Annotated in this window: 25 protein-coding genes; 2 read left to right on the top strand and 23 right to left on the bottom strand. The window is 43.7% G+C overall.

Annotated features, from left to right (window positions below):
* Positions 1 to 335: 335 nt before the first annotated feature.
* From F9802_RS01985 to panB, 7 genes are all read right to left on the bottom strand, one after another.
* A complete protein-coding gene (locus F9802_RS01985; RefSeq protein WP_152149463.1) occupies positions 336 to 1,535 on the bottom strand; it encodes a pyridoxal phosphate-dependent aminotransferase in 1,200 nt (399 codons plus the stop codon).
* Positions 1,536 to 1,573: 38 nt separating this feature from the next.
* The gene (locus F9802_RS01980) at positions 1,574 to 1,744 is read right to left on the bottom strand and encodes a YpmA family protein (RefSeq protein ID WP_152149462.1); all 171 of its coding nucleotides are present in this window, start codon (positions 1,742 to 1,744) and stop codon (positions 1,574 to 1,576) included.
* A gap of 82 nt (positions 1,745 to 1,826) precedes the next feature.
* A complete protein-coding gene (locus F9802_RS01975; protein ID WP_152149461.1) occupies positions 1,827 to 2,633 on the bottom strand; it encodes a ComEC/Rec2 family competence protein in 807 nt (268 codons plus the stop codon).
* A gap of 73 nt (positions 2,634 to 2,706) precedes the next feature.
* A complete protein-coding gene (gene dinG / locus F9802_RS01970) occupies positions 2,707 to 5,523 on the bottom strand; it encodes an ATP-dependent DNA helicase DinG (RefSeq protein WP_225435116.1) in 2,817 nt (938 codons plus the stop codon).
* Positions 5,524 to 5,761: 238 nt separating this feature from the next.
* The gene (gene panD / locus F9802_RS01965) at positions 5,762 to 6,145 is read right to left on the bottom strand and encodes an aspartate 1-decarboxylase (protein ID WP_152149460.1); all 384 of its coding nucleotides are present in this window, start codon (positions 6,143 to 6,145) and stop codon (positions 5,762 to 5,764) included.
* Positions 6,146 to 6,160: 15 nt separating this feature from the next.
* Positions 6,161 to 7,009 carry a pantoate--beta-alanine ligase gene (gene panC / locus F9802_RS01960; protein WP_152149459.1) on the bottom strand — a complete coding sequence of 283 codons (849 nt, stop codon included), beginning with the start codon at positions 7,007 to 7,009 and terminating at the stop codon, positions 6,161 to 6,163.
* The gene (gene panB, locus F9802_RS01955) at positions 7,006 to 7,845 is read right to left on the bottom strand and encodes a 3-methyl-2-oxobutanoate hydroxymethyltransferase (RefSeq protein WP_152149458.1); all 840 of its coding nucleotides are present in this window, start codon (positions 7,843 to 7,845) and stop codon (positions 7,006 to 7,008) included. The genes panC and panB overlap by 4 nt, the downstream gene beginning before the upstream one ends.
* A 305-nt stretch (positions 7,846 to 8,150) precedes the next feature.
* Between panB and F9802_RS01950 the strand changes: the two genes are divergently transcribed.
* Complete coding sequence (locus F9802_RS01950; RefSeq protein ID WP_152149457.1) at positions 8,151 to 9,230, top strand: PQQ-dependent sugar dehydrogenase; 1,080 nt, start codon at positions 8,151 to 8,153, stop codon at positions 9,228 to 9,230.
* A 106-nt stretch (positions 9,231 to 9,336) separates the two neighbouring features.
* Here the strand turns inward: F9802_RS01950 and F9802_RS01945 are convergent, their stop codons facing one another.
* The 7 genes from F9802_RS01945 to F9802_RS01915 are packed head-to-tail and all read right to left on the bottom strand — an operon-like array spanning position 9,337 to position 14,901.
* Complete coding sequence (locus F9802_RS01945; protein ID WP_191991729.1) at positions 9,337 to 10,320, bottom strand: biotin--[acetyl-CoA-carboxylase] ligase; 984 nt, start codon at positions 10,318 to 10,320, stop codon at positions 9,337 to 9,339.
* Positions 10,305 to 11,498: a CCA tRNA nucleotidyltransferase gene (locus tag F9802_RS01940; protein ID WP_152149455.1), complete on the bottom strand. Its 1,194-nt coding sequence runs from the start codon at positions 11,496 to 11,498 to the stop codon at positions 10,305 to 10,307. Before F9802_RS01940 ends, F9802_RS01945 begins: the two co-directional genes overlap by 16 nt.
* A complete protein-coding gene (bshA, locus tag F9802_RS01935; protein ID WP_191991728.1) occupies positions 11,491 to 12,642 on the bottom strand; it encodes an N-acetyl-alpha-D-glucosaminyl L-malate synthase BshA in 1,152 nt (383 codons plus the stop codon). The genes F9802_RS01940 and bshA overlap by 8 nt, the downstream gene beginning before the upstream one ends.
* Position 12,643: 1 nt before the next feature.
* Complete coding sequence (gene bshB1 / locus F9802_RS01930; RefSeq protein WP_152149454.1) at positions 12,644 to 13,354, bottom strand: bacillithiol biosynthesis deacetylase BshB1; 711 nt, start codon at positions 13,352 to 13,354, stop codon at positions 12,644 to 12,646.
* Positions 13,341 to 13,754, bottom strand: a complete 414-nt coding sequence (locus F9802_RS01925) for a methylglyoxal synthase (protein ID WP_152149453.1) — start codon at positions 13,752 to 13,754, stop codon at positions 13,341 to 13,343. The genes bshB1 and F9802_RS01925 overlap by 14 nt, the downstream gene beginning before the upstream one ends.
* Before the next feature lie 13 nt (positions 13,755 to 13,767).
* Positions 13,768 to 14,568, bottom strand: coding sequence for a 4-hydroxy-tetrahydrodipicolinate reductase (gene dapB / locus F9802_RS01920; protein WP_152149452.1), 801 nt, complete (start codon positions 14,566 to 14,568; stop codon positions 13,768 to 13,770).
* A 3-nt stretch (positions 14,569 to 14,571) separates the two neighbouring features.
* Positions 14,572 to 14,901 (bottom strand): nucleotide pyrophosphohydrolase, encoded by a 330-nt coding sequence (locus tag F9802_RS01915; RefSeq protein ID WP_152149451.1) that lies wholly within the window; start codon positions 14,899 to 14,901, stop codon positions 14,572 to 14,574.
* Between the two features lie 172 nt (positions 14,902 to 15,073).
* Between F9802_RS01915 and F9802_RS01910 the strand changes: the two genes are divergently transcribed.
* Positions 15,074 to 15,943: a YitT family protein gene (locus F9802_RS01910; protein WP_152149450.1), complete on the top strand. Its 870-nt coding sequence runs from the start codon at positions 15,074 to 15,076 to the stop codon at positions 15,941 to 15,943.
* A gap of 40 nt (positions 15,944 to 15,983) precedes the next feature.
* On the opposite strand, the gene F9802_RS01905 is transcribed toward F9802_RS01910, so the two are convergent.
* The 9 genes from F9802_RS01905 to F9802_RS01865 all read right to left on the bottom strand — a co-directional run bounded on the left by F9802_RS01905 (position 15,984) and on the right by F9802_RS01865 (position 22,874).
* Positions 15,984 to 16,661: a zinc metallopeptidase gene (locus F9802_RS01905; RefSeq protein ID WP_152149449.1), complete on the bottom strand. Its 678-nt coding sequence runs from the start codon at positions 16,659 to 16,661 to the stop codon at positions 15,984 to 15,986.
* Positions 16,662 to 16,730: 69 nt separating this feature from the next.
* Entirely contained in the window at positions 16,731 to 17,522 is a 792-nt protein-coding gene (locus F9802_RS01900; RefSeq protein WP_152149448.1) for a sporulation protein YpjB, read from the bottom strand.
* A 102-nt stretch (positions 17,523 to 17,624) separates the two neighbouring features.
* Positions 17,625 to 18,215, bottom strand: coding sequence for a DUF1405 domain-containing protein (locus F9802_RS01895; RefSeq protein WP_152149447.1), 591 nt, complete (start codon positions 18,213 to 18,215; stop codon positions 17,625 to 17,627).
* A 105-nt stretch (positions 18,216 to 18,320) separates the two neighbouring features.
* Complete coding sequence (locus F9802_RS01890) at positions 18,321 to 19,088, bottom strand: menaquinol-cytochrome c reductase cytochrome b/c subunit (protein ID WP_152149446.1); 768 nt, start codon at positions 19,086 to 19,088, stop codon at positions 18,321 to 18,323.
* Positions 19,089 to 19,141: 53 nt separating this feature from the next.
* Complete coding sequence (gene qcrB, locus F9802_RS01885) at positions 19,142 to 19,816, bottom strand: menaquinol-cytochrome c reductase cytochrome b subunit (RefSeq protein ID WP_152149445.1); 675 nt, start codon at positions 19,814 to 19,816, stop codon at positions 19,142 to 19,144.
* A gap of 14 nt (positions 19,817 to 19,830) precedes the next feature.
* Complete coding sequence (locus F9802_RS01880; protein ID WP_152149444.1) at positions 19,831 to 20,334, bottom strand: QcrA and Rieske domain-containing protein; 504 nt, start codon at positions 20,332 to 20,334, stop codon at positions 19,831 to 19,833.
* Between the two features lie 153 nt (positions 20,335 to 20,487).
* Entirely contained in the window at positions 20,488 to 20,955 is a 468-nt protein-coding gene (locus F9802_RS01875) for a YpiF family protein (protein WP_152149443.1), read from the bottom strand.
* Positions 20,956 to 21,038: 83 nt separating this feature from the next.
* The gene (locus tag F9802_RS01870; RefSeq protein WP_152149442.1) at positions 21,039 to 21,578 is read right to left on the bottom strand and encodes a ReoY family proteolytic degradation factor; all 540 of its coding nucleotides are present in this window, start codon (positions 21,576 to 21,578) and stop codon (positions 21,039 to 21,041) included.
* Between the two features lie 36 nt (positions 21,579 to 21,614).
* The gene (locus tag F9802_RS01865; protein WP_152149441.1) at positions 21,615 to 22,874 is read right to left on the bottom strand and encodes a tetratricopeptide repeat protein; all 1,260 of its coding nucleotides are present in this window, start codon (positions 22,872 to 22,874) and stop codon (positions 21,615 to 21,617) included.
* Positions 22,875 to 22,980: the final 106 nt, after the last annotated feature.

Genomic DNA, 22,980 nt, shown 5'->3' with positions numbered 1-22,980 from the left:
CAATTCCTATTCTTTTCGTATAATATTATACCTGTCTTTCTTCACAAAGTGCAAGAAACGCCTGCTGAGGCTCTTTTTGCCATATACAAAAGCGCAAGCGCCTTGATCAGCCCCGACAAGCAAATGTTCTTTCCTCAAAGAAGTCTGCTTTTTGACTTCATTGAGGAAAGGTTATTTGACCTCGAGGGGCTAGGCGCTGGAGCTGGACGCAAACCTGCTCCATTAGCAAATTGATCCACCATGAGAGTATTTTATAGCTTCCTAAACATTAAAAAGAACCCGGCAGCTTTGCCGGGTTCTTTCGTTCCATTCATCGTTCATATTCTGCGTTTCACTTATTTTTTAGCAGCTGCATGGCCGTTGACAAATTCAGCGATGCGGGCAACAGCTGCCTCGAGCAAATCGAGTGATGTGGCATATGAGAGACGGATATTATCCGGTGAACCAAAACCGCTGCCTGGAATGACGGCTACCTTTGCTTCTTCGAGAAGAGCGGCCACAAAGCCGTCCACATCGCTGAAGCCAGTAATAGCAGCTGCTTCCTTCACATTAGGGAACAAATAAAACGCTCCTTGCGGTTTCAGGCAGCTGACGCCCGGAATGTCATTCAGCTTCTTGTGAATAATAGTTAACCGTTCTTCAAACGCTTTTTTCATTTCTTCTACCGGTTCCTGCGTTCCTTCATAAGCAGCGATCGATCCATATTGGGACACTGCTGTCGGGTTGGATGTAGAGTGGCTGGCTAAGTCCGTCATTGCTTTAATCACTTGGTCATTGCCTGCCGCATACCCGATGCGCCAGCCCGTCATGGAATGGGATTTTGATACCCCGTTTATAATGATCGTCTGCTCTCTTAAAGCCGGAGAGATTTCCGCAATCGATACGTGCTGATTAGCACCATACACAAGCTTTTCATAAATCTCATCAGATACAATCCAAATATTGTGTTTTAGAGCCACTTCTCCAAGTGCCTGCAATTCCTCTTTAGAATAAAGCATACCCGTAGGGTTGCTCGGCGAGTTAATGATGACTGCTTTCGTTTTTGCCGTCACAGCGGATTCAAGCTGCTCTGGAGTAATTTTAAAGCTGTTTTCTTCTTTGCCGTCAATGTAAACCGGTGTACCGTCAGCGAGCTTTACTTGTTCCGGATAACTGACCCAATATGGAGTCGGGATAATCACTTCATCCCCTTCATCCAATATGACTTGAAACAATGTGTACAGTGCATGTTTCGCTCCTGTCGTCACAATGATTTCATTGCGTTTATATGTAAGTCCTTGATCTTTTTCAAACTTGCCGATGATGGCATCTTTTAATTCAGGCAAACCGCCGGACGGAGTGTATTTTGTCTGGCCTTTTTTCAATGATTCATAGGCCGCTTCAATAATATGTGCTGGTGTATTAAAATCGGGTTCACCTGCTCCAAGACCGATCACATCGATGCCTTGAGCTTTCATTTCTTTCGCTTTTGCCGTAATGGCGAGTGTCGTTGAAGGAGTTAATGCTTTAACACGTTGAGCTAATTGTACGTTCACAGAAAATACCTCCACTATTTTTCTCTTTTTACTAGTATTTATGTACGGTAAATAGTAAAAACGGCTTTATCTTTGTCTTTTGCATCAAGAGCCAAGCCAAACATTAAATCTTCCCGCTTTAACGTGCGGTTTAACACATCGACTATTTTATACAAGTCGGGCTGATTCTTAATTGTGACAGTAGACAAAACTTCAATTTTACTTTCCATTTGAATGCCCCCATTCTTTTTATATTATAGCAGGAAATCATTCAACTTCATTAATAAATTTTGCGAAAAATATGAATTAATCTCACTTTAATTCAGGGATGGAAAAAACTTCATACCCTTCTTTTGTAAATTTAACGATAATTAGCCCATGCTGTTCTGCGTAGTATACGTCAATCCACATTTGATGAAGCATTTCCATTAATTCACCATTAGGACGTTGGTCTTTTCGTTTAAATATGATGGCTGTCTGCGGGTCGATATGTGTTAATAAGTTGTAGGAAAGACTGCCATGGACACCGAATTTTGGAACTTTCACAATGTTACTGTCTTTGAGAGATTGAGTGAGCATCTTCTTTTCGGCTGACCGCGAAGCTGACGACATCCATAAAAAGCGTGAGTCAAAATGTTTAATTGAAAAATCCAGCCCCTCATTTTTTTGCGAACCATTATAAAGAACAGCCAGTTTTACTCCAGAGTCGAGCTCTTGCAATGTCCCAGCCAGCCATTGTTCATAAATGAATCGGCCGCCGCACAAATGATCCTTTGCCGGCCAGCCGGCGAATATCTTTTTCAGCTTTCGCGTTTTAATCAACTGTTGAATAAAACGCTCTTGCCAATATTTTTTTTCAGTAATAATTAATCCATCCAGCTGACGAATTTGAAATTTATTCATATAATGTAAGATTTCCGGTCCGCTGCCTTTATAGCCTGTGTTAATTAAAAACTGGCGTCCCTCTGCCGTGTGCAAAAGCGCCGCTTCCCCATTTGACAGCGGCAAGAATGAAAGAGCAAATTCTCCTTCTTTTAAATGTAAATGAATAACAGAGGCATCTGTACTGGCAGGGAAAATAAACATGAGACTAACAAAGACAGCTAGGATGATTTTCATAACGGGCTCTCCTTTCTCTACCGTTAGAATATGTCATCCACTTGTAAAATAAACGCAGTCACGTTTCTGAAAGCTACAGCCAATTTTCTACAATTGAAATGGTTTCATCGAGTGCGGCTTCTTCTACAGGAATAGGAGGGATCGACTGCAGAAATGTTTTTCCGTAAGCGCTCGTTTGTATGCGCCGGTCAAATACGATAATGATGCCACGGTCTGTGCTGCTTCTAATTAACCGGCCAAATCCTTGCTTAAAGCGCAAAACTGCCTGTGGAAGAGAATAAGCAGAAAAAGCGTTTTTTCCCTTTTGGGCAAACTGCTCGTTTTTCGCTTGAGTAAACGGATCGTCCGGCGGTGCAAAAGGAAGCCGGACGATCACAAGACATGACAAGTCTTCTCCCCGTATGTCGATGCCTTCCCAAAAACTGTTTGTACCAAACAATATCGCTTTGTCAAACCGCTGAAAATTTCTTGTCAGCCTCGCCCGGCTTCCGTTCGTGATGCCTTGCGCTAATAAAATATACTCATCGAGCAGCCCGCTGTCTTTCATTAAATCGTACGTTTTTTTCATCATGTCAAACGAAGTAAATAACACGAGCATTCTTCCTTTTGCCGCTTCAGCAACAGCTGTTAAATGATTGGCGAGTGATTCGACGTACTCTTCCTGATGCACACTTTTCACCTCAGGCACGTCATTCGGGATGATCATGCGGCAATTTTGCTTAAAGTCAAAAGGCGATGGCAATATCACTTCTTTATGGTCAAATGCGGACAGGCCAGACTCTTCGGCAAAGAAGCGGAATGAGCCGTTTACCGTTAATGTCGCTGAAGTGAAAATAACATGCTTTTTGTCAAGTATTGTTTCTTTAATCAACTTCACCGCTTCGATCGGGTGGGCTTTAATAACAAACGTATTGGCAAACGAGCGGCTGTCCCCTTCCATCCAGATCACTTCGTCGTCTTCCGGCCGAAAAATGATTTTTTCCAGCGCCAACTGATATGCTTGCCACTCTTCGATTGTTTCCTTAAAACCATCCATCTTCGCTTGTTCCGCTGCCGCCATTTGCTCGCGGAATTTCCCCATTTTTTCTAGTTGCTGCTTCATCCAAACAACGAGTTCCTGCAACAGTGAGTCAATTCTTTCCGCACCATATTCGACATGATCCCAATAAAGAAGATTTCTCGTTTCCGTGGTTAACCGCAATTGGCGCCGATGCCAGTTGCCTGCCCTTTTTTTCGTATGTTGTTCAAAAAACATTTGCAGCACTTTAAACCATTCATCACTCTCAAACTGAAGTTCTTGCAGCTTTCGGTCGACAGCCCTCCGCTTTTCTTCATCCTGTGTTTGCTGGTACTTGGCAAACAGTTTTTCAATATTAAAAAACAACTCTTTCTGATCATACAGACCAATTTTTCCGAACAAATGTTTAAATGTTATCTGGTCAATCGATAAGCCAAGGCGGTCTCTCGCTGCCCGCTCAAAGTGATGGGCTTCATCAATAATGACATGGCTGTATGTCGGAAAGACGGGTGTTTTCGCCATTAAATCAGCGACAAGAAACGAATGGTTCGTAATGACGATATCTGCTTCTTTCGCTTGTTTTTTTGCGTGTAAATAAAAATCTTTATCGAGCCAAGCTTTCCGCCCTTTATTCATATAGTCTCCGTCTTGTTTGATCTCGTTCCAAAACAGTTCGCCGCCTGAAGACAAATTAATTTCATCTACATCACCTGTTTCTGTCTCAAGCAGCCAAGTCAGGATTTGCATTTTGGCCAGAGCGAAGTCATAGCTGTCCCTTTTTTCTTTCAAGCTTTGGGAAAACTTATACAAGTCGATATAGTGGCTTCTTCCTTTGAGCACTGCGGCCAATAGACGAAAAGGCAACAATTCCTGAAGCTGCCTAATTTCTTTTTGCAATAACTGCTGCTGCAAAATAATCGTGTATGTACTGACAATGATCGGCTCTTTTCGTTCTTTGCTCCGATAAACGGCCGGCAGCAAATAGCCGAGTGACTTCCCGGTGCCTGTTCCTGCTTCTATCGCTAAATGACTGGATGACTGCAGCGATTCATGAATGAGATCCATCATATTCATTTGGCTTTGGCGCGGCTCAAAATGAGACATAACGGAGAGCAGCGCTCTTTTCTCTTCATTTGTTTCCGGATAAGGCAAATGATTTTTTTCGATCATTCTCTTCTCGACGTTTTTTTTGCGCAGAGCCAGTCCACGATACACTTCTGTCTTTTCTGACAGCTGTTCAATGTTCAGCTGTTTTTCCTCAATGATCGCTTTAATTAACAAATAGATGTCACTCTTTAAACGCACGGCCAGCTGTTCAAGCTTTTCAAGCGTCACCATCGGCAGGTCTGCAAGCTTTTCGATCATCATGAGCAGCATTTCTGCTGTCACATACGCATCGCTGTCTGCCTGGTGCGGACGGTCGTGGCTCAGGCCAAGATTGCCCGTTAAGTCTCCCAGCTTATAGCTGTCTGACGTCGGCCAGACAAATCTCGCCAGTTCTACTGTATCGATAGCTGCACCCGAAAAAGGCATATATCCGGCTCTTTCCAGCTCCGACTGAAGAAATTGCAGATCAAAGGAAACGTTGTGAGCCACAAAAACAGCCCCGTCTAAAAGCGGCAGAATATCTTTGGCAGCTTCATGAAAAAGCGGGGCATCTTTGACCATTTCATCAGTAATGCCTGTCAGCTCTTCGATAAAAACTGGAATGGGCGTTTCCGGGTTAAAAAAAGATGTATATTGTCCAGTAATTTGTTTGTTTTCAATAACGACAAAGGAAGCCTGAATAATGCGGTCATTCCCTTTCGACGCATGGCCAGTCGTTTCAAAGTCGGTAACGACGAATCTCGGATAAGTCATAATGGCTTCCACACCTTTTTCTCTTAAAATCTTTCTTTCAGTTTAACATATGAATTTGCGTAAGAGCCAGTGCACAGTGCGGCACCACTCCACTATTTAGAACAAATGCGCTAGCGCTTACCGCAGGCCCGCCCCATTAGCTAAGGTATACACATGCGATTATTTCATAGTACGCTAAACAATAAAAAAAGAGCTGCCTAAAAGCCAGTTATTCATTGACTTTTAGGCAGCTCCCAATTCTTTCAATCTCTTAAACGATGGTGCCCGCAAGCTCTTCGTAAAGAAGCTGCTCAATTTTGTTGCTTTCATCAGCAACAACTACTTTTGGCTGATGATTTTTCACTTTCTCTTCAGGAACCATGGCATAAGAAATGATAATGACTTTATCTCCGGGCTGGACGAGCCGGGCTGCCGCTCCGTTTAAACAAATGACGCCGCTGCCCCGTTCGCCTGGAATGATATACGTTTCCAAACGGGCACCGTTATTGTTATTCACTATTTGCACTTTCTCATTTGCGGTCATTCCAGCAGCATCAATTAAATCTTGATCGATCGTAATGCTGCCTACATAATTCAAATTTGCTTCTGTGACAGTTGCGCGGTGGATTTTTCCATTCATCATTGTACGAAACATGTTCAGCATTCTCCTTTAATTCAAATTAAAAATTATATTGTCTATGAGACGTGCTTTTGAATATTTTATAGCGGCGGCAAGAATCATTTTCCCGTGCGCTTTTTCAAGCGGTTCTAATTCCGGATAGGAAAGCAATTCAACATAATCAACAGCTGCCCCCGCATGGCTCTGCAAATAATCATTTGTCAGCTGTTTAATTTCTGCGGGGCTCTTTTTTCCCCGTTCGGCTGTTTGGACGCCAAGCTGAAGCGCTTTTTGCAAATGGGGCGCCTTTGATCGCTCGTCTTCCGTTAAGTAAACATTACGCGAGCTTTTTGCCAGCCCGTCTTCTTCTCTGATCGTTTCTACACCAATGACTTCTACAGGAAAGTTCAATGATTCCACGAGACCGGCAATAACAGCAAATTGTTGAGCATCCTTTAAGCCAAAATATGCTTTATCCGGCTCTGTTAAATGAAAGAGCTTCGTCACGACAGTCGCTACCCCGTCAAAATGACCTGGACGCTTTTCGCCGCACAGCTTATCCGCCCTGCCAGTTACAGTCATCGTAATGATAGAAGGCTGCGGGTACATTTCTTCCACTTCAGGAACGAAGAGGCAGTCGACACCGGCTGAAGCAGCCAGCTTTTCGTCCCGCTCTAAGTCCCGCGGATACCGCTCAAAGTCTTCGCCGGGCCCAAACTGCAGCGGGTTGACAAAAATAGTCATAATGACAATGTCATTTTCTTTTCGCGCTTTTTCAGCTAAAGAGAGATGTCCCTCGTGAAGAAAGCCCATCGTCGGCACTAAGCCAATTTGGCGGCCGGCTTTTTTCTCTGTCTGCACAAATTCTTTTAATTCTGGAATCGTTTTTACTACCTTCATGAACGTACTCCTCCGTATAGCGCTTCTAATTCTTCTTCTTTCATCGTGAATGAATGCTCCCGGCCAGGGAAAGCCCCGCTTTTCACTTCTGTCACATAAGCTGAAATCGCCGGCAAAATGGACTCATTGACGTCACAGTATGATTTAACAAATTTAGGTGTCCGGTTCACCCCATATTGAATGAGGTCGTGATAGACGAGTACTTGCCCGTCCGCTTCTTTTCCTGCCCCTATCCCGATGACTGGAATGGTGAGCGCGCTTGCCACTTCAGCTGCGATTTGATGAGGAACACATTCAAGCACAATCATGAATGCCCCGGCATCCTCCAGCTTTTTAGCATCGTCCAGCAATTGCTTTGCTGCTTCGGCTGTTTTGCCTTGTACTTTATAGCCGCCGAGAACCCCGACTGATTGCGGTGTCAGCCCTAAATGAGCGACCGCCGGCACTCCGGCGCTTGTTAAACACTGAATGGCTTCTGCTACTTCCCCCCCGCCTTCCAACTTCACTGCATGCGCACCTGCTTCTTGCATAAGCTTTCTCGCAGCCCGCATCGTTTCTTCCCGGTTAATATGATAAGACATAAAGGGTAGATCAGTAACAATAAATGTATTTTTTGCTCCCCGTTTTACTGCTTTCGTATGATGGATCATGTCATCCAATGTCACAGGTACGGTTGATTCATAACCGAGAACGACCATGCCAAGTGAATCGCCGACTAAAATAATGTCCGCTGAACCTTCTTCTGATAGTTTAGCGGATGGATAATCGTACGCGGTGATCATGGCAATTTTTTCACCGGTTTCTTTCATTTTAATAAAATCACTCGTTTGCTTCATGTACGCTTCCTCCTTTTTAAATCAGAGGAGACGAAACAATGGCCAATAAAAAGAGTCCTTCAGACAGAAGGACTCGATTAATTACAATTAGTTGTTTCGACCCTCTGTCCCTGTCCTTTACGGATCAAGGCAGAATTTTCGCTTATTCAATTGAGCCAGCGGCTGAGTATTAGACAAGTGCAGTTCATTAAAGATACTGCCCGTTTTTATTATAACAACACCTGCGTTTTTTGACTATTGGAAATTTAGAAGGTAGTGTAAAATTATGGTTGAAGGAAAATGTTATATTTTAGGAAGGTGAGTCTATGAAAAAATGGATGCTGGCCGCTCTTGTTTTATTGCCGGGATGCACTGTTAACGAAGAGAGACCGGCTGAAGAACAGGCAGCTCTAACTAACGACACAGTTGACACAGGACAAGTTGCAGAAGTCATTGCAACAAACTTAACTATTCCGTGGGATATTACGAAACCGAAAGATGACTTTTTTATTAGCCAGCGCGGCGGTAATATTGTGCACGTTCATCCAGATGGCAAGAAAGAAGAGATGCAACTAAAGCTGAAAAAAACAGTTTCGCATGAAGGGGAAGGCGGATTACTAGGCTTTGAGCTCGACACCGACTTTCACGAAAATAGCCTGGCCTACGTATACCACACGTATCGTGACGGGGAAAGATTATTGAACCGCATCGTACAAGTTCAAAAAGTTGAAAATGGTTGGGAAGAAACGAAAGAACTGTTAGCACGTATTCCAGGCGGCTCTATTCATAATGGCGGCCGGCTTGCCATTGGTCCCGACAGTAAGCTGTATGCGACTGCCGGAGATGCCGGAGTGAAAGATTCCGCGCAAAATAAACAGGCACTTTCAGGTAAGATTTTGCGACTGAATCTCGATGGCTCCATTCCTGAAGATAACCCGTTTAGTGACTCTTACGTTTACACGTTAGGCCACCGTAACCCGCAAGGAATGGCATGGGCTGAAGACGGCACGATGTACGCCGCGGAACACGGTCAGAGCGCCCATGATGAAATTAACACCATCAAGCCCGGAAGAAATTACGGCTGGCCTGTCATTGAAGGAGATGAAAAACAAGAAGGTATGGAAACACCGCTATTCCATTCCGGAGAAGAAACGTGGGCCCCTTCAGGAATGGCCTTTAAAGGTGGCAAACTATTTGTTGCCGCCCTTAGAGGAGAAAAAGTGCTTTCATTTGATTTGAAAAATCACGAAATCACTGTTTTTTACAGCGGCGCTGGCAGGCTGAGAGATGTGTACGTTAGCAATAACTATCTTTTTATTGTAACGAATAACACAGACGGCCGCGGAACGCCAGCTGAAAATGATGACCGCCTGCTCCGTCTCCCGCTATCAATAACAAGCCATTAGCAAAAGCGCAAGCGCCTTGATTAGCCCCGACCAGCATATAATTATTTTATCGTTTCCTAAACATGAAACAAGCTGCCGGAAATCTTCCCGGCAGCTTGTTCAGTTATCAGCCTTTTTGATCGATTTCAATATCGGCTGAGTATATATCGTGAATGGTGCCTTCTTCATCAAGCAGTTTTAATACGCCTTCTTCCGTAATGCCGAGTGCTTTGCCGCGAATCACGCCGGTCACCGTGCGGGCTGTAATTTTTTTGCCGATGGAAAGCGCGTATTTTTCCCAGCGCTTTTTTATGTCAGCAAACCCTTCTTTCATATATACATGATAATACGTTTCGATGTTTTTCAAAATTTCCTGGACGAGCTGTGAACGGGAAACCGGCTCTCCTTTTTCAATGGCGAGTGAGGTCGCAATGTCTTTTAGTTCGTCTGGAAATTCTTTTTGGTTAACGTTAATGCCAATTCCGATAATGATGGAGTGGATTTGATCGGCATCTGCCTGCAGCTCCGTTAATATACCGGTAATTTTTTTGCCGTTCAGTAAAATGTCGTTCGGCCACTTTATTTCAGGCCGCAGGCCGGTTACGTCGATGATGGCTTCGACAATGGCAACGGCTGTAATCAGCGTAAACTGCGGTGCTTTATAAGGAGGAAGCGACGGCTTTAAAATCACACTCATCCAAACGCCGGTATATTTCGGTGAATGCCATGCTCTCGTCATCCGGCCGCGCCCCGCTGTCTGTTCTTCAGCAATGACGACTGTTCCTTCTTTAAATGGCTCCTGCGCCAGCCGATGCGCTTCTTTTTGTGTCGATTCTGTTGTTTCAAGCGAAACAATTTCCTTGCCGAGCCAATTTGTTTGCAGCCCGATTAAAATCTCATTTTCTGTCACTTTATCCGGTTTCGTTAAAATGCGATATCCTTTTTTCCGAACAGCTTCAAGCTCGAAGCCTTCTTGCCTTAATGCTTCAATGTGTTTCCAAATGGCTGTCCGCGAACAGCCAAGTATTTCTGCAAGCGCTTGGCCGGATACAAACTCTCCATCCGCTTTGGAAAACGCCGCTAATAATTGTTGCCTTACAGAAGATTGCACGCTTTCAGCCACTCCTTTATTTTTTCTTTGCTGTTTTCCACTTTCTTTTCCACAACAGCCCGTTCAATCATTTCAAGAAAGCTTTTCATCCATGGGCCGCCCTGTTCATTTTTCCATTCTTTCAATTCCTTGCCGGTGACTGCAAGTTCTTTCCGGTCTTTTATTGGCAACTCCTCGTGCCGGCGGTGGAGCGCTTCCGCATGAGAAGGCCGCCCGGCAATAAGCGCACTTACTTCTTCTATATCCGCCGCCCGTTCCAATCCTGTCTCATATAATGAAAAATCAGACCATGTTTCTTTTGGACTTCTTAGAAACCACTCGTACGTCCCGGTTAAATATTTTATTCTTCGCGCTGGCATCCGCCAAGCTTTCAGCCAGTCATGCACATTATCCGGTACGAAGAGAACGAGTAAGAAAAGCCATTTTTGCCTGACGGTTAACGGCATGAGATCGTAAGAAAGCAAATTTTCCAATTGACTGTCTTTCCCGGCTAAACCCGGCAAAAAAGCAGTTAATTTTCCTTCGAGAAGCACGCGGATACCAGCTGCTGTTTCTTTTCCGGCAAGGAGTTTGTCCATTTCAGTTAATTTTCGCTCAACGGCAATATGTTCTAATAAATGGGAACAGCGGCTTAACGATTCTTTTGTTTCATGATGTAAATGAAAACCGAGCTGACTCGCAAATCGGGCCGCCCTCATCATTCGCAGGGCATCTTCCGAAAACCTTTCTTCGGCGGGGCCGACCGTTTTAATTTGCTTCATTTTCAGAGCTGATTTTCCATTGAAAGGATCAATGATCTTTCCGTGCCGGTCCATGGCCATCGCGTTGATTGTGAAGTCCCGTCTTTTTAAATCTTCTTCAAGCGAACGGACGAAAGACACCTTTTCCGGCCGCCGGAAATCCTTGTAATCCGACTCTGTCCGAAAAGTCGTTATTTCATAGCCGCTTCCTTGCCAAATGACAAGCACTGTTCCGTGTTCAATTCCTACATCGACCGTTTTCGAAAAAACTTGTTTCACCTCTTCCGGCAAAGCAGAAGTAGCAATGTCCACATCACCAATCGGCCGGTCCAGCAAAAAATCCCGCACCGCTCCGCCCACATAATAAGCGTCATATCCTGCTTTTTCAAGACGGGTTAGTAAGGGAGACGCTTGTTCGAACATCAGCCGATTACTCATCTCTCTCACCCGATTGGCCCGGAAGCAAGCTCATATACAGCCGTTCGTATTGATGAACGATGCTTTCTGAATGAAAGCGTGTTTGCACCGTCTTCACCGCCTGGCCGCTAATTTTTTGATAAAAAGAGTGATCTGTCAGCAAACGAAGCGCTTGTTTCGTCATGGATTCAATATCTCCCACTTTAGAAATAAATCCGTTTACCCCGTCTTCAATCACTTCAGGAATTCCGCCGACGTTCGTGCCAATACAAGGAACACCACAAGCCATTGCTTCTAGGAGTACAAGTCCAAAGCTTTCCTTTTCTGACAGCAGCAGCACAAGATCGCTGATCGAATACAGTTCCTCCAAATTATCCTGCTTGCCGAGAAACAATACGCAATTCTCAAGCTTTAGCTCAGCCACAAGTTTGCACACAGTCGTTATTTCCGGTCCATCGCCGACAAGCAATAATTTTGCCGGCATCTTTTCACGCAAACGCTTGAATACGTGGACGACATCTGGCACTCTTTTCACGCTGCGAAAATTGGATACGTGCATAATTACTTTTTCTTCCGGGGCAATGCCGTATTCTCTGCGCAGACGATCGTCCGGCAGCATTTGCCGGTAGATCCGTTCATCAATAAAATTATAAATGGGCTCAATGCGTTTCTCAGGATGAATGACGTCTATCGTCTGGTCAATCAGTGCGTTTGAAACGGCCGTTACGGCATCCGATTCTTCAATACCAAATCGGATGGCCGCGGACAAGGAAGGGTCATGCCCAAGCACAGTTATATCAGTTCCATGCAGGGTCGTGACAATTTTCACATTGGACCGGGCAATTTGTTTGCCGAGTATGGCGCAGACCGCATGCGGAATCGCATAATGCACGTGCAAAATGTCCAGCTGCTCTCTATTAATAATTTCGGCTATTTTATTAGCAAGGGCAATTTCATAAGGCGGATGTTGAAAGACGGAATATTGATTCACATCGACTTGATGAAAATAAATATTGTGATACATCCGGTTCAGCCTAAACGGCCGGTCGGAAGTGATAAAATGAATGTCATGCCCTTTTTCTGCCAGCAGCTTTCCGAGTTCAGCCGCCACTACGCCCGATCCACCGACAGTAGGGTAGCACGTAATGCCGATTTTTAATTTCATATTAATCCCCAATCAAATCTTGTTCTATTAATAAAGGCGATGAAGTAAGAAAACCTTCGGCAAAAGTCTTGCCGGTCTCTTTTCCCATCAGGCGGTCTCTCGCCTCCACCGCTTCAATGTATCCGCTCGTTAAAGGAGTCGCCACCGAACCTTCACTTATGACAAACTGGCTCCGGTAAGCTTGCAGGCTCTTTTTTTTCGTCTCCATAAATTCACCTGTATCCACACAAAAATCAGGGTGGTGAAAGCCGTTAATCATGTAAAAATAAAGGCGGTTTGCTTTATGGGCGTCCCATTGGCCGGCTGTTTCATATTTTCGGATGCCCGCAGAAAAAAAAGCTTCTTGGACAATGCGTGAACAAGCACCGTGATCCGGATGGCGGTCTTTCTCATATGGAGCAAAAATAGCTTTCGGCTTAAAGCGCCGAATGATTTCCGCTGCTGCCCTGATCGCTTCTTCTGTTAGAAAGAGCCCCCGGTCAGGCAAGTCGAGAGTCAAACGTTTTTGCACGCCTAAAAGAGCGGCCGCCCGTTTCGCCTCTTCAGCTCTGTCAGCGACCGTGCCATTAGAGGATAACTCCGCTTTCGTTAAATCACAAAAAACGACCGTTTTGCCTGCCGCTGCATATTTAGCCGCAGTGCCGCCCATCCCAATTTCAATATCATCAGCATGAGCTCCGAAAGCAAGGATGTCTACATCATTTGTTTTCATACGTTGGTCTCTTCCCCTGCAATTTTTCAAAGTCGCCCCGCTTCAGTCCTTCTATCAAAACGGTTGCAGTGCCAACATTAGTAGCAAGCGGAACAGTGTAAACATCACAAAGACGAACGAGTGCCGATACGTCCGGTTCATGCGGCTGAGCTGTGAGCGGATCTCTAAAGAAAAAGACCGCATCCATTTCTTCTCGGGCAATGCTCGCTCCGATTTCCTGATCTCCGCCGAGCGGGCCTGACTGAAAACAGTGAATAGATAACCCCGATGCTTCCATAATTCGCCGGCCGGTTGTTCCGGTGGCGAACAGCTCGTGTTTTGCAAACCCGTCTCGGTGCTCTAAAACGAATTGGATTAAATCATCTTTTTTCTTATCGTGGGCAATTAAAGCTACTTTCATAGGTGCCTCCTCATTAGTCCAATATATTTTCCATGCCGTAAATCAACGTTTCTACTTTCATAACTGTTTCTACACACACTTTCACACCAGACATGAAAGATGCCCGATTATAAGAGTCGTGACGAATCGTCAACGTTTGGCCGTCTGCACCAAACATCACTTGCTGGTGGGCAATTAATCCTGGCAAACGGACGCTATGGATGTGCATCCCTTCCATTTCAGCTCCGCGCGCGCCTGTCATTGTTTCTTTTTCTTGAGGGTGCCCTTGCTGTTTTGCTGATCTCACTTCTGAAATCATTTGTGCCGTTTTGATCGCTGTGCCCGATGGTGCATCTAACTTCTTATCGTGATGAAGCTCGATAATTTCCACGTCTTGAAAATATTTTGCGGCCATTTCGGAAAACTTCATCATTAGCACGGCACCGATGGCAAAGTTAGGAGCAATGATGCAGCCGAGACCTTTTTCTTCAGCCAGCTCTTTTAGTTCCATCAATTGTTCGTCTGTAAATCCGGTCGTGCCGACGACTGGACGAATGTTATGTTCTAGCGCAGTCTTCGTATGTATGTACCCTGTTTCCGGCGTAGTTAAATCAATAAGCACATCGGCATTTATTTCACTAAAGCAGTCATTAATATTCGTAAATATCGGTACGTCAATTCCAGAAAACCCGTCCAACTCACTAAGCTTTTGCCCGTTATATTTATAGTCCAGCACCGCAGCAAGCTCTAAATTAGCTGCTTCCTGTACCATGTAAACAGCTTCTTTCCCCATTCTTCCCCGAGGTCCTGCGATGATTACTTTAATTTTATCCATTACTTACTCCTCCTCTTTTCTCGTCCAGCGATCTTTATCTCTCGTGTTAAACTTTTCCATAACTCTTTCATGAGCCGCTTGCAGATCTATATTGAGCGAATTAGCGAGACACATGACAACGAATTGCAAATCGCCAAGCTCTTCCTCGATTGTTTTTGCTTCTTCTGTTTCTTTTTTTGGTTTTTCCCCGTAATAATGATTCACTTCCCGGGCCAGTTCCCCCAATTCTTCTGTCAGCCGGGCCATCATTGCGAGCGGGCTGAAATAGCCTTCTTTAAATTGGCCGATATAATCGTCGACTTCTTTTTGCATCACTTTCATTGTTTTATCCATTGTCTTCCCTGCTTTCTTCCTTGTTAATTTTATGTTAGCTAATTCTTGCCTGTCTGACAATGAATTTATCCATTTCTTACGTTCATGTTTCTTATTGTCGGATACCGTCTAGTTATATATAATGACAGGTATCGGTAAATGACTCAACATTTAACATAAAGGTGGTTAACATATGTTTGGCATGAAAGTAAAAAATATTTTTTTCATTTTGCTCGGCAGTGCTATTTATGGCTTTGGTCTTGTTCATTTTAATATGGAAAACAACCTCGCTGAAGGCGGCTTTACCGGCATTACATTGTTATTATACAATCTTTTTGCCATTGATCCTTCCTACTCCAACTTAGTTCTGAACATTCCGTTATTTTTTATTGGCTGGAAGCTGCTTGGGAAAACCTCTTTCTTTTATACAATCTTAGGAACAGTGAGTGTATCCGTGTTTTTGTGGATTTTCCAGCGGTACCAGCTGCACATTCCGCTTCACGATGATTTATTTCTGGCCGCACTGTTTGCCGGCGTCTTTATCGGTATTGGCCTTGGCATTACATTCCGTTACGGTGGAACGACTGGCGGAGTGGATATTATTGCCCGCCTCGTTCATAAATACCGCCATGTCAGCATGGGAAAAACAATGTTTCTATTCGACGCTGTCGTCATTACTGCTTCGCTGTTAACGTACATCGATTACCGCGAAGCGATGTATACACTCGTCGCCGTCTTTGTCGGTGCCCGCGTGATCGATTTTATGCAGGAAGGCGCATATGCAGCAAGAGGAGCCATGATCATCTCCAATCACCACGTGGAAATTGCCGAGAAAATCAATAAGCAAATGGACAGAGGTGTCACTGTATTAAAAGGACACGGCTCTTTTACAAAAGAAAATCGGGAAGTGTTATATTGCGTCGTCGGCAAAAACGAAATCGTCCGGCTGAAAAACCTGATCACTTCGGTTGATCCGCATGCGTTCGTTTCAGTCACTGTCGTTCACGATGTGTTTGGCGAAGGCTTTACATTAGATGAAAACAAGCGTCCGTTAGAAATATGAAAAAGCAGGAAGCCCAAGGCTTCCTGCTTTCATATTAACATTAGTCGTCGCTTTGCATTCCTGTGAACATAAAAACAAGACGCAGCAGTTCAAGTAATGCAACAGCAGCTGCAGCAACATACGTCATAGCCGCGGCATTCAGTACTTTACGGGCTTCCCGCTCTTCGTCATTACGGATAATACCTGATGAAACGATTTGATCCATAGCGCGTGAAGAAGCATTGAACTCAACAGGCAGCGTAATCACCTGGAATAAGACCGCTGCAGCCATTAAAATGATGCCAAGCATAAACATGCCTGTCATTGAAGTAAATAATCCAATCATGATAAAAATCCACGATAAGTTCGATCCGATATTTGCCACAGGCACAAGTGCATGGCGGAAACGCAGAAACGCATAGCTTTCTTTATCTTGAATCGCGTGGCCAACTTCATGGGCTGCTACGGCAGCTCCGGCAATGGAATGGCCATGATAATTGTTTGGCGAAAGATGAACTGTTTTTGTCAGCGGGTTATAATGATCGCTTAAAAAACCTTGCGTTTCTACAACTTTGACGTGTTGAAGGCCGTTGTCATCTAAAATGCGCCGCGCAGATTCTGCCCCGGTAATTCCAGTGGAAACAGGTACTTTTGAATATTTTTTGTACGTGCTTTTTACTTTCATCTGCGCCCATAAAGGAACGAGAATAAGGATTAGAAAGTAAATAAGAAAGCCCATAGTTTGGTGTTACCCCCATTTGAATTTTTATTTACTACTCCTTCATTCTACCCTTTCCCGTATTTTATATCAATGATTCTGCTTTTTCTTTGCTTCTTCTTTTTGTCCTTTGTATTTTCTCCAGCCAACATAAGAAAGAGTAGTAATAATGATGCCTCCAGTGATGCTGATGATCCATCCAAGAGAGGGCTGGGATGGATCTTTTTTGGACATTTCATTAAATACCGTCTCCACTTCTTTTTCCAGCTGACTAATTTTCCCTTCAGCAGACGCGCCGGCAAAAACCTTTTCTCGGTTATGGTCCATATAACGAACCTGGTTATCGAGTGACTGAAGACGTTTTTTGGAAATATCCACTCTTAAACTTGGCTGGATCATATAGTAGTTAGCCAGAAATGCATTGAGAGATGCGTGAAAGCCAGAAGAATCAGCCGCGGCAGATGATTCTTTTAAAGATTGCAGCGAATACATGACAGGCTGTTCCATTTCAACCCATAATGGCTGATGGCGGGAGACAACTGCGTCAGCTGCCAAACGGAAAGAAGTAACTGTCTCGAGCGCTTCCTTCTCTTTTCCTTCAGGTGATTGAATAACTTGAAGAGCCTGGCCAACAGAAACTGACAAGACGGTCCAACCTTCCACTGAAAGCCCAATGCTTTCAGACTGCAATTGTATAAGTTCATTCTCGACAGCCTTCAGCTGTGCTTCTGCTTCCTCGTAGCGGCCGGCTTTCGTAAACTCCAGAGCCTGACCGGCTGTTTGATCTAATTTAAGAAGGCGGGCATTAGAATCCTCTGCCTGGCTGTGAATGGGAATAATAAGTAAGCAACAGACAAGAAGCAAATACTTTATTTTTTTCATTTCTCTCCCTCCTCCGCTCCTGCTGTTAATATATGCATGAGTAAAGGAAACGAGAAGAGAAACTTATGAATCCGCTTAAGACAACTCTTAACAGATATTGCATCACAGCGGCCATTTTATACGTTTTTCCCTAACCGCCAAATACCAGGTAAGGAAAATCGCCAGCACACTCAGCCAAAATGTAAAATAGCCTATTTCTCTAATATACAAATTTAATTGGGAATAAACCGGATATTGCATGAACACGTAATCGATTATTTCATTATGCAGCGCCCATAAAGCGGCTGCCGCGAAATGCCATGCTTTCATCCGGTAAAGGGGAGCGTAGAGCAGCCCTTGAATCGCCATGCCTAAATGAGAAGCCATCAGCATGTATCCTTCCCAAGACAAATAGCCGGTTACTTTTAATGTTAATAGGTTCATGACAACAGCCCAAATGCCATATTTAAATAACGTGATGATGGCGAGTGCTTGAAACAGCCCCCATGACTTCTTCCATAAAAAGCCGAGCAAGACAATTGTGAAAAACAAACTTGCAGTCGGACTGTCCGGTACGAACGGCAAAAAAAACCACTCTGTTCTAGCCAATTGCGGGACATACCAAATGTATCCATAAATCGTACCGAGCAAATTAATTAAAAATAATAATAATAAAAACTTTCTATTCGTTAGAAACCAATACACATATTGCAAAGCAGCACCATCCTGTCTGTTCAGCAGATTTTTCCAAGTTTGACATGAATAAATTCATTATATATAAAAAAAGATGCCCTATTCAAGATAGGGCATCTTTTCAACTTATTTCGCTTCTAAAGTAGAAAGATATTCAGCCAGTTTGTCCAGCTCTTCATCGCTGCCTTTAAATTGGTCAGGAGGCATGGCGCCTCTTCCTTCTTTAGCAATTTTTTTAATTTCATCAGGTTTTAATCCAGTGCCGACTAATGTCGGACCTGCTGCACCGCCTGCAAGAGTATCCCCGTGACAGTTAATACAGCCGTTCTCCTGATAAATCTTATATTCTTCTGTCGTTTGATCGATTTCCGCTTCTGCGACGATCTTACCTTGTGCTTTCGCTGCTTCCCAGTCATGGTTTACGACTGATTCCCATGTAAGGAAAACAGTTGCCGCTAATGCAAGAAGCATAAACCCTGTCGCAAATGGACGCTTCATCGGTCTGCGTTCTGGTCCGCGGTCAATAAATGGAGCCAGCAGCAGCCCTCCGAAAGCCAAGCCTGGAATAATAAAGGCTCCAATGACGTTGTAAGGTCCTGAAGCATATGTGTATTTCAATAACTGGTAAAGAAATAAGAAGTACCAGTCTGGAAGTGGAATATAACCAGTATCCGTCGGATCCGCGACACGCTCAAGCGGAGATGGATGCGCCACCGTTAAACATAAGTAACCAATTAAGAAAACGGCACCGACCAACCACTCTTTTAATAAAAAGTTCGGCCAAAAAGCTTCCGTTTTACCGGGATATTCCGAGTAATCTTTCGGAATATTCGGCATGCGTTCTGCCGGGACACGCGAATCACCAACGAACTTCATCCCTTTTCCACGATGCATAGCGTTCCCCTCCTTTTAAAAAGATCTGCACTCATTCAATTAAATATTAATTTTTACAATGGTCCGGAAATACCTTGTTTACGAATCATAATAAAGTGAGCTCCCATTAAGCCGAGCAATGCAGCTGGCAGGAAGAACACGTGAATCGCAAAGAAACGAGTAAGCGTCTGAGCTCCGACGATATCAGAGTGACCGGCAAGTAAAATCTTCACCTGTTCACCGATAAATGGAGTAGAAGCCGCAATTTCAATTCCTACTTTCGTTGCGAATAACGCTTTCATATCCCAAGGCAATAAATAGCCTGTAAAGCCAAGGCCGAGCATGACGAAGAAAATCAACACGCCGACAACCCAGTTTAATTCACGAGGCTTTTTGTAGGCCCCCTGGAAGAACACGCGCAAAGTATGTAAGAATATCATAACGATAACTAAACTCGCACCCCAGTGATGCATACCACGCACAATCATTCCAAAAGCTACTTCATTTTGAAGATAGTAAACAGATTCCCAGGCATTTTTAATATCAGGCACGTAGTACATCGTCAAGAACATTCCTGATAAAATCTGGATGACTGTTACAAAAAATGTTAAACCGCCAAAACAGTAAACGAACGCCGAAAAGTGATGGGCCGGGTTTACGTGTTCGGGCACTTCGTGATCAGCGATATCTCGCCATAAAGGCGTAATATCTAAACGTTCATCAACCCAATCATAAATCTTGTTTAGCATGTATTACGCCTCCTTTATGCAATCGTTTGTGGTTCTGGTTTACCTAGCTGCAGGAAACCATCTTTTACATTTGTCGGGTACTTATCAAGCGGTCTTGTCGGCGGTGTTCCCGGGATGTTCTTGCCGCTCTTCTCATATAATCCGTTGTGACACGGACAGAAGAACTGGTTTTTGTGGTCATTCCCTTCCCAGTTAACCGTACAGCCTAAATGTTTACATACAGGTGAAAGGGCGACTACTTCGCCTTTTTCATCTTTGTAAACCCAGGCAGTGTTTGTAACATCGGATGTGTACCATGCATCTTTTTGTTCGTAAGAGAAGTCTACACGAGTTGGTGTGGTCGTCAATTCATCCACTTTCTGCTTCGTTGTATGGTATTCACCTTCTGCACCTTGCACGAGCACTGGATCAAGTGCAAAGCGAACCATCGGCATCAGCATACCAGCTGCCATAAAGCCGCCAACGCCTGTTAGTGTATAGTTAAGAAATTGACGTCTTGATACAGGTTGTTTACTCATTCTTTTCCCCCCTCTATTGTAAGCTGTGTCCGCACTGGACGTTATATAAGCGCACAAACATAAACTAGGACATAATTATGATAATCCAAACTCGGTAGCAGGTCAATATCACAACCAATGAAATTGTGTCAAACTATGTGACGAATTTCTGAATTACGACAAATTTTGCTGCCATTTATGGACAATAATATTGACAAATTGCTTCGCTTGTTCTTCTATTAAAGAATATTTGTACGAATCCTCCATGTGCTCAAGCGGCACAGAAGGCACCCAGATCAATGAACCATTAATCTTTTCTTCAGCAAGCTTCCAGCTGCTGTCTGAAGTAAAGAAAAACTTATGCTTAAATCCGGCCTTGTCCACCTCATCAGCCCAGCGGTTTAACGCTGTCAGTTTCTCTTCTTCTGTTTGCTTCCTTATGTAAGAAAATGGGGGAACGAGCAGCATTCTTCCTTTAAACTGCTTCTCAAGCAGCATCGTCAAAAGTTGAATGAATTCATACTGGGAAGCCACCTCTTTCATATCGTTTTCAAAAGAAACCGGTGCGAGCGGCATGAGAAGTGTATCAATATATTCTTTTTGCTGCTGAAAACTTTCTATGTCTTTACCATTCCAGTTCATTCTTTTCACCTCTTGTCTATCATCATATCATGTCAGTCTGCAGTGAACCACCTAAATAAAGCCTTTTGCCGTCAGGCAAAAGGCTACTTCAACTCTTTTAATTGAGCGGTCAATTGAAGGAAAGCTTCTTTATCCCCTCTGTCAAGCGCTTCATCTATCCCTTTCAACAGACGCTCTTTTTGAAAACGGTAAATCCCTTCTTTAAGAAAATTCTCCGCGATCACTTTATCTTTTTCAGTGATCTTTAAATTGCGCGGCATGAACGGATTTTCTTCCATAACGGCTGCGTATTGATGGGAAACGTTAGACGATCTAAATTTTAATTCAATATAAATGTCCTCATCTTTGTTCAGCCTGATATCATGGAATGATTTTTCAGCATCGGTCGTCATAATATTTTCTTTAAAAAAGCGAAACGGAGCACTGTCAACACAGTGAGTAGACATAACCATCCCGCGCGGACAATACTGCGCGTCTTCTACAAAGTGAACTTTTTCCATAAGCTGGTCGTGACTCATTAAATAATTTAAAATCCAAACAGATTCTCTTCTCTTTAATTGATAGTGATTTAAAAACCAGCGGACAAAATCTTTTTTCTCGTGAACAGATACAGGGGCAGTCATTTGTAAATCCCTCCTCTGTAAAGAATAATTGTTTCTTTAATCTTGCAGCCGCTCAATCAGCAGCAGCCACTCTTCATTTGCCGGATCATTCTTTAATAGATGTTGGAATACTTGCAGCGCTTTCTTGCGCTTCCCTTCTTCCATTAGAAAAAATCCGTATTCTTCTAAAAAGTGTACATTTTCTTTTAAAAAATTATATGCTTCCTCATAAGCATTTAATGCCTGTTTGTATTCTTCTAATTCACTGCAGGCTTTTGCTTCATCCCATATAAACTGCGGATCCGCCTCTCCATCTTTTTTCAGCAGCGCCGTAATTTCAAGCACATCCTCATAACGCTCTTGATGAAAGAGAAGCTTATTGAGTGTCAGTCCAGCTTCTGAGAATTCCGGGTCCAAAGCGAGTGCGGACCGCAGAAATTCTTCCGCTTCTCCTTCTTTACCTAGCTTCAAGCTTAGTTTGCCGGCAATGAAATACAGCTCTTTTTGAAACTCATCGTGCCGGATGCCTTCTTTAGCCGCCTCCACTCCTTTTTCCAGCTCTTCTTCCCGCTCATACGCTTTCGCCAAGTAAAGATAAATAGAATGATAGTCTGGATCAAGTGCTTTCAGCTCATTAAACTTGCCGATAGCCGTTTGATAAAATCCTGCCTGAAAAGCAGTAAAGGCATAGCCAAACAGCGTGTTAATCTCCAAATTGTTTTCAAGCGCCCTTTCGTAATGGCCAAGACTTTCTTCAAAAGCACCGCCCGCGCTTAATGCTTCTGCTAGGCGCTGATGAGTGGAAATACCGGCAATTTCTTCGTTTCCGTCTGCAAGCAGCCCTTTATAATATCGAACAGCCTCCAAAAACTTCCCTTGTTCTAAGTACAACTCTGCGAGGGCAAATTGAATCACCGGTTCTTCCGGGAGCAAACGATTGGCGGCTTGCAACTTTTGCTCGCTCACTTCGTATAACCCTTGCATTTGATATAAATCGGCAAGGAGCAGCAGCGCTCTTGGATAATATTCATCTGTTTGATCAAACTGTTCAAGGAGAAGCATCGCCTCTTCTTCTTTATCCATATCCACGAGCACTTCAGCAAGAAGAACGCACAGCTCTCCTTCTTCCGGATAAGCAGCGAGCAGTCTTTCATAAAGCGTTCGCGCCTCTTCCAGAAAACCTAAATTGTACAGCTGTTCAGCGAGAGAAAATCTTTCTTCATCTGTTGAAAATGACTGAACTTTTTTAAATAAGGAAAACGCTTTTTTGTCGTCTCCTTTTTGTAAACTTTCGAGCATTTGCTGTGCATAAGACATTTTCTTCGAACCCTTTCTAAAAAACAGTGTATTAATAATGTTATCATAGTGAAAGAAAAACATGTCAGCAATTTTTTTATTTATCTATATTACATACATTCTCCAA

This window comes from Bacillus aerolatus (assembly GCF_009183655.1).
In the GTDB taxonomy this organism is placed as follows: Bacteria; Bacillota; Bacilli; order Bacillales; family Domibacillaceae; genus Pseudobacillus; species Pseudobacillus aerolatus.
Note: the sequence above shows the minus strand (reverse complement) of the source record. Positions and strands in the feature narration are given on the sequence as shown.